9 protein-coding genes and 1 pseudogene are annotated in these 12,756 nt (G+C 35.6%); 2 read left to right on the top strand and 8 right to left on the bottom strand.

The genetic code is table 11. The annotated features are described in order from the left end of the window. Positions 1–5 precede the first annotated feature (5 nt). From CEQ83_RS05640 to CEQ83_RS05630, 3 genes and pseudogenes are all read right to left on the bottom strand, one after another. On the bottom strand, positions 6–1,835 hold the full coding sequence (locus tag CEQ83_RS05640; RefSeq protein WP_155017074.1) for a polysaccharide biosynthesis protein: 1,830 nt from the start codon (positions 1,833–1,835) through the stop codon (positions 6–8). Between the two features lie 189 nt (positions 1,836–2,024). Next, positions 2,025–2,399: pseudogene (locus tag CEQ83_RS27355) on the bottom strand (UDP-N-acetylglucosamine 2-epimerase); the annotation flags it as partial. Further along, the gene (locus CEQ83_RS05630) at positions 2,383–2,577 is read right to left on the bottom strand and encodes a hypothetical protein (RefSeq protein WP_155017072.1); all 195 of its coding nucleotides are present in this window, start codon (positions 2,575–2,577) and stop codon (positions 2,383–2,385) included. The gene CEQ83_RS05630 and the pseudogene CEQ83_RS27355, both read right to left, overlap by 17 nt. A gap of 904 nt (positions 2,578–3,481) precedes the next feature. Between CEQ83_RS05630 and CEQ83_RS05625 the strand changes: the two genes are divergently transcribed. Next, entirely contained in the window at positions 3,482–3,946 is a 465-nt protein-coding gene (locus CEQ83_RS05625) for a VanZ family protein (protein ID WP_155017071.1), read from the top strand. Positions 3,947–4,244: 298 nt separating this feature from the next. After that, positions 4,245–5,720 (top strand): glycosyl hydrolase, encoded by a 1,476-nt coding sequence (locus CEQ83_RS05620; RefSeq protein ID WP_155017070.1) that lies wholly within the window; start codon positions 4,245–4,247, stop codon positions 5,718–5,720. 61 nt (positions 5,721–5,781) lie between these two features. Here CEQ83_RS05620 and CEQ83_RS27725 read toward each other — a convergent pair whose 3' ends face one another. The 5 genes from CEQ83_RS27725 to CEQ83_RS05595 form a co-directional block, all read right to left on the bottom strand. Next, positions 5,782–6,330: an acyltransferase gene (locus CEQ83_RS27725; protein ID WP_034264091.1), complete on the bottom strand. Its 549-nt coding sequence runs from the start codon at positions 6,328–6,330 to the stop codon at positions 5,782–5,784. A gap of 209 nt (positions 6,331–6,539) precedes the next feature. Further along, a complete protein-coding gene (gene rfbB / locus CEQ83_RS05610; protein ID WP_155017069.1) occupies positions 6,540–7,535 on the bottom strand; it encodes a dTDP-glucose 4,6-dehydratase in 996 nt (331 codons plus the stop codon). A gap of 638 nt (positions 7,536–8,173) precedes the next feature. Next, positions 8,174–9,886 carry a methyl-accepting chemotaxis protein gene (locus CEQ83_RS05605; protein WP_155017068.1) on the bottom strand — a complete coding sequence of 571 codons (1,713 nt, stop codon included), beginning with the start codon at positions 9,884–9,886 and terminating at the stop codon, positions 8,174–8,176. A gap of 164 nt (positions 9,887–10,050) precedes the next feature. Further along, complete coding sequence (locus CEQ83_RS05600) at positions 10,051–11,574, bottom strand: hypothetical protein (protein WP_155017563.1); 1,524 nt, start codon at positions 11,572–11,574, stop codon at positions 10,051–10,053. 108 nt (positions 11,575–11,682) lie between these two features. Continuing rightward, the gene (locus CEQ83_RS05595) at positions 11,683–12,750 is read right to left on the bottom strand and encodes a glycosyltransferase family 4 protein (RefSeq protein ID WP_155017067.1); all 1,068 of its coding nucleotides are present in this window, start codon (positions 12,748–12,750) and stop codon (positions 11,683–11,685) included. Positions 12,751–12,756: the final 6 nt, after the last annotated feature.

The raw sequence follows: 12,756 nt of genomic DNA, 5'->3' as shown, positions 1-12,756 counted from the left end.
TTAATTTAAACTTTGTAATATTCTTCATAAACTGCATCTGTGTTAATTATAATATCAAAAAGTTTTTCTTTGATATCGTGATTATTCATGTTTTTGAACTCTTCCATAAAATATTGTAAAATACTGTGTTCCAATAAAACAGCCTTCCCAATATAAATTTTGGGGAAGATTTGTTTAGTGTTTATTTCAGCTTTATCTAAAAGCTCTTCATACATTTTCTCTCCGGGTCGAATACCATTAAATTCAATTCCTATTTCTTCTATAGTATATCCCGACAATTTGATTAAATTTTTAGCTAAGTCTAAGATTTTGACAGGCTCCCCCATATCTAGTACGAAAATTTCTTTTCCATTAGCTAATACTCCTGCTTGAATTACAAGGCGTGAAGCTTCTGGAATAGTCATAAAGTATCGAGTCATATCAGGATGAGTAACTGTAATAGGCCCGCCCTGTTGAATCTGTTTTTTAAACAAAGGAATGACACTTCCTCTACTACCCAAAACATTTCCAAAACGAACAGAAACAAATTTGGTATTACTATGTTTGTCTAAATTTTGAATTAGCATTTCTGCAAATCTTTTAGTTGCTCCCATCACATTTGTGGGATTAACCGCTTTATCACTCGAAATAAGCACCATTGTACTTACTTTAAATGTATCAGCAGCTTCAGCTACATTTTTTGTTCCAAAAATATTATTTTTTACCGCCTCTCTCGGATTATACTCCATTAAAGGTACATGCTTATGAGCAGCGGCATGGTACACTATATCCGGTCTGTGTGTATCCATCACTTCAAAAATCCGATCTCTATCTTGAATATCGGCGATAGCAGGAACAATTTCAATTTTTTCTTCATAGATTTGACGAAGCTCCATATCAATTGTATAAATACTGTTTTCTCCGTGACCTAATAAAACAATTTTACTTGGGTTGAATTTACATATTTGACGACAGATTTCAGAACCAATAGAACCTCCAGCCCCCGTTACTAAAATCACTTTGTCTCCAATTTTCTCTAAAATTCCTTCATGATCAAGTTCAACAGGCTCACGGCCTAATAAATCTTCTACTTTTACATCTTTGAATTGGTTAACAGATACTTTTCCAAGCATAATGTCTTCAATTTTCGGCATGCTTTGTGTTTTTGCTTGTGTCTGTGCACATTCATTATATATTTCTTTCAATTGATTTATTTTCAAAGATGGAATAGCTATAATGATATAATCAATGTTAAAATGCTTAACTGCTTCTTGTATCACTTCTTTTCCACCTAGAACTGGAAGCCCCATAATTTCTAGTTTATGCTTTTTCACATCATCATCTACAAATGCAACAGGGTAAAGTTTGCTTTCATGATTTGTTTTTAATTGCCTTGCTATCATGGTGCCTGCTGAACCTGCACCTATTATTAATGTACGCTTATAATCTGTTACATCTTGCTTTTTAAAATAGGCATTTCGGAGAACTACCCATACATAACGCGAACCACCAATTAGCAAAATATGTAGTACCCACGCAATAAACAGTGTTCTAAAATAAATATCTTGAAAAAAGCCTAATTGTATAAGTGCAGTGATGATAATAGATAACGTCACTGATTTGAAAATAGCCCACAGTTCTCCTACACTTGCGTATTCCCAAGCTTTTTTATATAAATGAAATATATTTGCTAGCACATGGTGTGCTACAAATAGGCTGACGGAACTAACTAATAATGTTTTTGCCGTGAAAATTTGAAAATAAGGATGTAAAATAAAATAGCTTGCGTACACCGACCCTAATACAATCATAGAATCTAGTAGCATTAAAAGAGACAATCTCTTTTTATAATTCAAGTTCCATCACCTTTCCTACCTTTTAAATTTAAAATGTTCCCCTAAAGCATTGGCAATTCTTTTGGATGCTATTCCATCTCCATAAGGATCTGCTGCTTTAGCAATTTCTTGATAAACTTTTTCATCCCTTAATAATGCTTTAGGAAGGGCATATATTTTTTCTTCTGTGACTCCTGCAAGTTTTAACGTTCCTGCTTCTACATGCCCTATTTTGATATATTTGATATAATTGTAAAATGCCGTAAAATTTGTTACAAACGCAGTCTTTGTATTCATGCACATGAACTCTGACTTTACTTTTTTCAGAACATCATCTAGACCTTGTGAGTCTCGTATAGTTATATCCATAGGAGTTTGGTGGTCTTTCATCACATTTAAGTCCTAATCTGGGTTAATATTAAATACTTGCAATACCTGATCTAGCATTTGACGATGTTGAGCTGTTACCGTGACAATTGAATCAAACTCTTCATGTCTCTCTTGTAGTTCTAATACTAGCGGCGACATTTTGATAGCCTCAGGCCCAGTACCAAAGACAGTCATAACTTTAATTTTTCCCTTCACTTTTTTCACCTTTTTCCTTAGCTCCCTTATTAATACCCATAGCTAATTTTTCTTTTCTTAAATTTATTGTGCTATTAATCAAAGTCTGAATATATGATAACTGTTCTAAAGTTGAATCCTGCTTTATATATCTAACGGTCTTCTTAACTGTTTTAGGCAAAGTATTAAATTCGTTCATGCTCCTTTAATCACTTTTTTCGAGAGAAATTTATACACATTTAATAGACAAGTATCAAAAATACTTGTCTATTAAATGTGTATAATAAATTAGGGCATCTAACCCTCCCTCACGCTGCGCTATTGACAACTTCAGTGTCTAAGGTGATATTACTTTTTCACCCACAGCATAGCCGAGTACCTCCGTTGTTAATGATAAGGAGACATCACCATTTCTTTATATATTCCCAATAATATTGCATCTAATTGACTAGTACTAATTTCATTAACAATGTTACAATCATTAACATTCATTACTTTAGTCTTGAATCAAAAATAATACTATCATAACAAATTCTTCTTGAATATGAATGTTTTTGTCTTTTTTTGTCGAAAAAAAGACTATAAGCATAAAATGTCTCAATCAACACCTGAAAAGTGGGTTTCTTGTCATTAATTGTTTATTAACAATTCTTTAGATTTATATAAATAACATAAAAACCCTTTTCTAAACGCATGATTTTCCTGAATTTTTCTTCACGTTATCTATTTTTAAATACAAAAGACTTATACAAAAATAAAGATATCCCTAATATGTTTTAGTAGAATTGTATTGGATATAGCTTTTTTATCGAATGTTGTCATATATATTTTTAGAATCATAAAATGACTTAAAAAACTCCTCAAAAGATATTTGTGGAATTTAGTTATTTTAGCCTATTAAACATTCTAAAAAGCAAATTAGTATTGCTTAAATGAGCATCAGCTCTACACAAAGATATTTAAACTTTTTTAAGTTTTTATTTGTGTTAAAGAGAAAAGTATATAAAAATTTATTTTGTGAAATATGAACTAGAAAAAACTTGCATTTTAAGCTTTTTTCTCTTACTATATGTGAATAATCTAATGAAGAAGGAATTTTTTGTATGATAAAAAAAATAATAGTTTTATTGATGATGTTAAGCATTGCTCATTTCTCCCATACCCCTCATCTATTAATCACAGATCCTAGTACCTGGAGAAATTCTTCTGTATGGGATCACGATGCAACCTTATGGAGCATTTTAAAGCCTGGTAGTGACTTTTATGACGCTTATTCTTATGGATTTGATTTAGAGTTTATTCTGCGTAAACTAGCTCATATTTCATTTTTTGGTGTGCTAGCTCTATTGTTTTATTGGAATTTAAAAGAAAGACGGGGACGTTTTTTAAAAGCATGGCTCCTACTAGCCGCTTTTGCTTTTTTAGATGAGATTCATCAAGCATTTATTATTGGCCGTGATGGACGTATTGCTGATGTAATGATTGATTCATTTGGAGGAGCCCTGTTTTTATTTTTCTTGTATAGCTTTAGGAATAAAAAGACGAGCAAAGTCTCCAATTTAAATTGAAGCTATTCCTCTTAAAACCCCTTGAGTGAAAGACGTGTTCAAGGGGTTTTAATTTAACTTTATCCTGGTCTTGCTTACTAACTAATCAGCAATAGATGAATATAAATGTTCATTTCCAATACGATTTCTCAATTATCATGGATTATCCGCACTAAAACTTCACACTAAATTAATTTTATAAAGTTGATGATCTATTTCCATTTTATGATAATATTACTGTATCTATTTTAGTAGATACTGAATCCATACATTTATCGTTGTTTTATAATTAATAAATCAATTGTAAGGAGATGAAACTTTGAAAAAGAAGCTTGCATTTTATCTGCCGCTCACTCTTTTATTAATCGGGATTATCTATATAGTTACCAATAGACCCAATAACTCCCCCACCATACAAAAAACTAACACCAGTCAGATTTATGAAGCTGAAAAATCTATATTAAACGGGACCAAAATAAGTAAAGAGGTTAGCGGTTATTCCGGAGATGGATACGTAACTAATTTTCATAAAAAAGATGATTCTGCTATTTTTATTATCGATGCCCCTCGAGAAGGTTTGTATAAATTAGCTATACGCTATAGAGTCTCAACCGGACGAGGAGAAAAACACGCTGCGGTAAATTTAAATAGCGAACCTTCCGTACAGGTAATATTAAAAGAATCCGATAATTTCAAAGAGTTGAATATAGGGAAGATTTTATTACATAAAGGGAAAAACACTATAAAAATACGATCCGGATGGGGTTTTTATGACTTAGATTATATTAAACTTACTCCTACTTCTAAATCGAATACTTTTACATATAAAAATGAAAAAACTGCGATTAATAAAGAACCTGTAAATCAACATGCAACAAAAGAGACTAAATCCTTAATGAAATTCCTTGTAAATCAATACGGAAAGAAAATTTTATCTGGCCAACAGGATATGTCTGGCGTTCAATGGCTTAATGATAATATCGGCAAAAAGCCTGCTGTTGCTGGATTTGACTTTACTGATTATTCTCCGTCTAAAGTTGCGTACGGACGTCAATCAAATCAAGTAGAAGAAGCAATCAAATGGCATAAGCAAGGAGGAATCGTTACATTTTCATGGCATTGGAATGCTCCTAAAGACCTTATTAAGCAACCCGGAAAAGAGTGGTACAAAGGTTCCTATAAAAATGCAACGACCTTTAATCTTCAATATGCTATGGACCATAAAGACTCCGAAGATTACCGTTTGCTTTTACGGGATATTGACGCAATTGCCGTGCAGCTAAAAAGACTGCAAGATGCCAAAGTTCCAATTCTATTTAGACCGTTGCACGAAGCTGAAGGCGGATGGTTTTGGTGGGGTGCAAAGGGTCCTGAACCAGCTAAGCAGCTATACAAACTGATGTATGATCGAATAACTTACTATCATAAAATTAACAATATTATTTGGGTATGGAATTCTGTATCTGAAGATTGGTATCCAGGTGATAGATATGTAGATATTGTTAGCTATGATTCCTATCCTAAAGCCGGGAACTACAATGCGATAAGTTTGCAATATGATCGATTGAATTCACTTGTAAGCAACAAAAAACTTGTAAGCTTATCAGAAAATGGGCCTATTCCTGATCCAACTGATTTGAAGGATTACCATATCTCATGGAGTTGGTTTCTTACTTGGAAAGATGAATACTTGAAAGATGGTATTATAAATAGCCGAGAGCATTTATTGAGGGTGTATAACAGCCCTTATGTCATTACACTTGACGAACTTCCTGACCTTCAAACTTATGAATAGCTATATGAGAACATCCCCATCAATAATTGATGGGGATGTTCTATGTAAACACTATAATTTTCTAGTCTCTGATCCATCCGTCTTTTATTTCCAAATTTTTAACTATTTTTGCTGGCGAACCGGCTACTAGCACATTAGGGGGTACATCTTTATTTACTACACTTCCAGCTGCCACAACGGAATTTTCACCAATTGTTACGCCACTCAAAATTGAACAACCTCGTCCAATCCAGACGTTATTTTCAATTACTACTTGCTCACTCTTTAGAGAATCATTAGAATCTACAAGATGATAGTTACTGTCGATTATATTTGTCAATGGACCTATCTTTACATTATCCCCAATTCTAACTGATCTAGCACAACCTATATCTACACCATAATTAATAAATACATTATTTCCAAATACTATTTTCGATTCTTTATTTTCGGTATTCAAGCTTACTTTTATGGGACGCCCTGTAATTGACAAGTTGTCTCCTGCTACAATCTGACCTTGAGATTTTACTGAACATCCTCCTCTTAATCGTGGCAACTTACCTGATTTCGAAAGCTTAAACTTTAGCAAACTCCCCTTAGTTACTGCAAATGCTTTATCTACAACCGTCATCTAATATAACTTCCTTTCCATTATTATCAAATACCTTCAAAATACTACATTATTGGTTACAAAGGAAGTCCTTTAAGATAAATAGGTATATATTCACTAAGAAACCATATTTAAAAGGGCATTTTATTGTCTATACATTCGTTTTTATCTTCTGGTTAAGTCTTCATTAGTTTCTTGATTAATAAACAGATTATCAGACAAATGTTTATTTAGCCTAATAACAAACTCTCTTTTCCTTTATCTTTTAAGAGTTGCCACCAAGTGACGTTATGTTGATACCATTTAATTGTTTCAAGAATCCCTCCTCTAAAATCGTAAGTAGGAGCCCATCCCAACTCTTCCATAATTTTCGTGGGATCATTAGCATATCGATAATCTTGGGATAGTCGGTCATCTACAAAATGTATCAAACTTTTTGGCTTATTCAATATTTCTAAAATTGTCTCTACCACATCTATAGTGCTCCTCTCTTCTCGAGCCCCTATATTATATACATTTCCTGGTTTACCTTTATGAATAACCAAATCAATGGCACGTATGTTATCCTTTACAAATAGCCAGTCACGTATGCTTGCTCCATTACCATGGACAGCAATATAGTTATTCTCTAACGCATTTGTAATTGTCATTGGAATCAATTTTTCAGGGTATTGAAAGGGTCCGTAAGTATTGGCAAAACGCACAAAACTCACATCAATTCCATAGGTATCATGGTAAGCTTTAACTATAAAATCTGCTCCTGCTTTACTCGCTGAATAGGGATTTGTGGGAGATAAAGGGGTTTTTTCATTAAAATAACCATCATTCCCCAATTCACCGTATACCTCATCTGTCGATATTTGTACATATTTCTTAATACCATTTTTCATCGCTAAATCTAATAATATTTGTGTTCCCATAATGTTAGTCTGGACAAATACATGAGGCGTTAGAAAACTTCTATCGACATGAGACTCAGCGGCAAAATTAACTATTACATCTATTTTATCCTCTTTAATCACAGTTTCTACTAACTTCGCGTCACATATATCCCCTTGAACGAACTTATAACTACTATTATTTTTCACCTTTTTTAAGTTATCTAAATTTCCTGCATAAGTAATTTTATCTAAATTAACAATCTTATATTCTTTGTAACTTGCAAGCATAAATTTTATAAAATTACTTCCAATAAACCCTAACCCTCCTGTGACCAACAAATTCATTATTATCCCCCTCAAAAATTACATTAATAACCATATTATAATCATATATACCTACGTCTGTATACAGTTAAATTATAATGATAATTCTCTTGAAGTTGTCTAAATAGGGTTTCATCTTCCTCTATTATTGAAGTTGCCTACTAAAAAAATATAAACTAATCCTCTTTAGCATATCTACGGGTAAAGCTTTCAACCTTCAAAAAATTTTTATAACTAGGAATAAAAACTAAATAAAACCATTTATTATAATACTGGGTGAACAATTTTACTATATTAAGAAAAAAACTTTAAAGAGGCGATGCTTTGCCTTCCTGAGTTAAGCACTTAATCCACTTCGCTACAGAGTCTTCTAATTCTTGAATATGCTCTAGACTTCAACCTCCATTACATTTCTTCACACCAAAATTAAACTTCACTTTCGGCTCTTTTCTAATGGACGAATTGTAAACTAAAAGCGGTCTTATCCTCTTAAAGTAAAAGAAGCAAGAGACTCGTTGTAGTAACTATATTTGTTCTAAAATTGTATTAATCTATAATAAAGCGCCATTTCTTGATGCTTATAATAAGAATCCGCTTCATCAATCATCATCACTTTTATTTTTCACAAAAAGCATGGAGCTAGTGCTCCATGCTTTTTCTTAGATTTTAAATCTTGCAATCAGCTCTTGTAGTTCCTCTGACATATTGGCTAAATCCATCGCAGATGAAGCAATTTCCTCCATGGAAGCAAGCTGTTCTTCCGTTGTAGCTGATACGTTTTGCGCCCCCGCTGCCGCTTCTTCCGCAATTCCATTTACTTCGTGAATCGCCTGCTGGACTTCGAGCGTATCTTTGGCTAAATTGTGAATAGCGCTCCCGATTTGCTGAATTTGGTCCACTACATGCTGTACCGCTTCGTTAATTTGCATAAATGACGTACCTGCTTGTTCCACTACTGCTAGGCCTTCTTTTACTTCTTTGGTTGTGGTTGTCATGGACTGCAGCGTCCGAGCTGTTTCGCTTTGAATTAAGCTAACTAGATCTTTAATTTGATTCGCTGAGTTGGATGAGCCTTCTGCTAGTTTACGGACTTCACTTGCCACAACGGCGAAACCTTTTCCATGATCTCCTGCTCTTGCAGCTTCAATAGCTGCGTTCAACGCAAGCAGATTCGTTTGATCTGCAATGGTTGTAATGACATCGTTAATTTGACTAATTTTCGCTGAGTGTTCGCTAAGGCCTTGAAAAACAGATGAGAGTTCAGTGACATTTTCGTTGATTGATTTCATTTGTTTGGCTGCTGTTTCAACGGTCGCTGTTCCGCTATTTGAAAACGCAGCTGTGTCGAGTGCTCGCTTGGTAATGTGCTCGACGTTTTCAACAACTTCTGATGTTTGGTTCGTAATGCGGTGAATAATGGTGGAGCTTTCTTGAATTTGATTCACTTGATGGTTGGATCCTGAGGCTAGTTTTTCAGTAATGCTTGAAATATGTTCAATAGCACTGTTGTTTTGTTCTGCGCTGGCGCTTAGTTCTTCTGAAGAAGCCGCAACCGTCGATGAAATATTTCCAACGGACATAATCATTTCTTTTAATCCGCCAATCATTTTATTAAATGATGCTGTAAGTAAGCCAATTTCATCTTGAGATTCATACGTGCCTTGCACTTGAAAATCCCCGTCTTTTGCTGTTTCCATGAGGTTTTTAATATCGTTTAACGGCTTTGTAATCATGCTTGCAATTAGAAGTCCAACGGCTATCGTAAGCAGGATAACCAGTGCGCTAACGAGTAATAGAGTGGTAACGGCTGATTTTACGCTTTGCTTATTTTTTTGGTAAATGCTTTTTGCTTCGTCATTATTTATCGTTTGAAGATCATCTAGCGTGTTGTTTATGGTCGTACGCAGAGTGACGATTTGCTTAGAAAAAACGTTATAGGCTTCGTCCCCTTTTTCATCTTGAGCAAGCTGTATGGCTTCACTTCTTGCTTGTGTTAAGTTACTAATATTTTCTTTGTACACATCGAGCTTTTCTTTTTCATTGTCCAGCATAAATGTTTTTTCGTATTGCGCCATGAGCTTGTTATTTTCAGCTTCTTTTTCTTGAATTTCATCGAGACGCTTACGCTGATAGTTTTCATCTTTCGATAAAATCATTTCAAGCGTATTGGCATCAATCGCTCGGTTATTCGTACGAATTTGCCCTAACTGCCTGATTGGCTGCAGGCGATCATTGTACATAGACTCCGAGCTGTCAGCAATTCGCTGTGTGTAAAAATAGCTGATCACGGCGACTGCAATAAGTGAAATTGTTGAAATTATAACCATGACTAGCAGCTTTCGATAGATACTCAGATTTCGTAATGCCCCCATAACATTTCCCCTTTTCGCTGATGTATTCTTCTGCTTTCATTTTCACACTTTGTTATATCTATCGGTCATTGGGGGTGTTCTATCCATAGTACGCTCGTGACTTTTTATCGGCATAAAAAATAGCTTCTTATCAAAAGAAGCTGGTTTAAAAATAATTTCTCCACTTAGATTTTTGTCCCTGATACTTTCCCTGTGTTATCGACGCTTAGCTTCCAGCTTTGTCCGTCAGGAGATTTAAGGATCAGGCTGTTTCCTTGCTGAAACTCCAGATTCCCATACATTTTGCTTCCGGATGTTGCCACCCAAGAGGAACCTGGCATCATAGAAGACGTACCGAAGATGCGGTTAATTCGAAAACGCTTGTGGTCTTTTGTGTATTCACTTAGCGTAAGTCTCATTTTATACAGCGTATTGGCTCGCACTTCTGCCGTTACCGTGTTTCCTAAGTTGTTTTTTACGTCTTTTGCCGGTGTCCACGCGCCGTCTAGTGCTGTTAGATATTCAAATTTAATATTTTTAGGTGACTCACCCCATCCAAATGAAACGCCGGCCATATTCAGCATTTTAATTGGATTTGCAGTAAAGTCCATTTCAATCACAACGGGAGCTGAAGCCGGCACGTCGAGGTAGTTCATGCTTTGTTCATCAACTAAGCTGAAGCAGTTGCTGATGCTACCTCCGTACGGAGCTTTTCCAGCGATTTGTTTGACGGTATATTTTTTATCAGCTTGTACAAAAATATCGTCTTGATTGCCGATGATATCCGGTTTTCCTGGAAGACCTGGAGCAAATATATTTCGGGTTTGTTCAAAAGGAGACGTAATGTCATTATACTGTCCGTTGTTTAAAATCGATGTGGATAAAAGGTTAGAGGCAAGCTGATTTCGATGTGAGATACTCGTAAATTCTACGGGCGGTTCTCCTCCGTTCATTAAATACGTATCCCAAATATGCCCTTCAAACGTATTGTAAGCACCTGAACATTTAATTGCTCGTTTCGTTTGGCTGCGGCACTGCATTTGAAAATGAACAAAGCTGTTTCCCGACGTTTCATACGGCACGTCACTGATGCCGGCTACGTCAATTCCATACTGACAGCCGTCAATGGATAAATAGCTAAAGTTATTCGCGTTGATCCATGCAGGTGTATTGATGTTGGTGATTTTTTCAGTTTGCAGCAGCACGCCTCTTTCAAAGTTGCGAAGGTGTACAAAGGATACGTTCACAAAGCTGATAAAATCCCACGCTTTTTGGCAGTAAAAATAAATGCCTTTTCCTTTATAAGCGCCTGACGTATTGATCATGCTGATGTTGCTTATCGTCGTTTTGTTTCCTGTTTCTAATTGCTGCGATCCGTGAAGGTAAATGACTGAAGAGGTAAATGATGGGTCAATTACTTCAACCGTTCCACCTGAAATGGACGCATCTTTTTGAAGGGTAAATACATGGTAATTCCCCGTTACTTTGAGTTTGGTTCCGCTGTCCATTTCAAATGAAATAGACGGCTTAATCACAAGGGGTGATGCGATGGCGTACGTATAGTTCCCTGTTAGTAGTACGCGTGATAATTTGTTGGCAGCTGCGTAATCAATTGCTTGCTGTATCGCAGGTGCATCATCCGTCACGCCGTCTCTTTTCACACCAAAACAAGCGGCGTCGACTATTCTTTCTTCACTGCAGTTTTCCATTAAATTCATCTCGCTTTCTCAGCAGCTGTAAAGCATGTACTGCTTCTATTACTTTATGCGTTTTGACTACCTGTGGTTCACTGTTTCCATAGAAAAAAAGCTTCCGTGTTAGAAGCTTTTTCCGCTCATGTTTACGTATTGATTAGCAGTGGACGCAATCATTTGACTCGACGTAAAGTGCTGCTCGACTTTTTTTCTCGCTCCTTTAGCAAAACGCTGCTTTTGTTCTTGCTCGGCGTACAGTGCCGTAATTTTTTCTGCGAATGCTTGAGGTGAATACGCAGGGATTAAGTAGCCTGTGTCTCCGTCTGCTATCGCTTCTTTCACGCCTCCTACATCAATTGAAATCATCGGTGTACCAACGGCCATTGCTTCTAAAACAACCATTGGAAAGACTTCACGATGAGAAGTTAACAGAAGCATATCCATTTTCGTAATAAATGCTTCAGGGTCTTCTACTTCTCCCCATATCTTTATCTTTTCAGATAAGCCCTGCTGGTGAATAAGCTCTTGAATTCGCTGAAGGTCAGGTCCTCCTCCTCCGATATGAAACTTCATATGTTCATGATCTCGAAGCAGCGAGGCAATTTCGATAAACAGCTCGTGATTTTTTTCTTTTGAAGCTCTTGCCAACAGACCGATATGACAATCGAGTGAAGCAGACTTTTCTTTAAATACAAATTGATTTAAATCCACTCCATTGTAAATTGTTGTTAATTTGCCGCTATTCACGCCGAGGTTCATCAACTGTTCTTGTTCAAAACGGCTGACCGTAATCACTCCATGCACATAAGAGTTTACGAGTTTACAAAAAAAGCTTTTTGCCTTTTGTTCAAGCACCGTTACATTATGCTTTGTATAAAGTATTTTTACTTTTTTTCGCAGCATCCGATTTACGCATACTGCATACATAACCATGCGCAGGCTGTTAGCATGAATGATATCAATTTTACACGTTCGAACTTTTTTCCAAAGTACATAAAGATTGTGAAGATGATTTTTTCTGCTTAAAGGCGTGAACCGTTTCTTATATTGAATTTTGCTGTACAGTTCTCCCATTGCAGCTGCTGTATACACGGTGATATCCGGATGATTCAACTGATTTTCGAGCTTACAAAAATACGTTTCTGCTCCGCCTGTAATCAATTTATCCGTGATTAAAAGTACGTTTTTCAAGACTCC

Source organism: Priestia megaterium (assembly GCF_009497655.1).
GTDB lineage: Bacteria > Bacillota > Bacilli > Bacillales > Bacillaceae_H > Priestia > Priestia zanthoxyli.
This window is presented reverse-complemented; position numbering and strand designations above follow the sequence as displayed.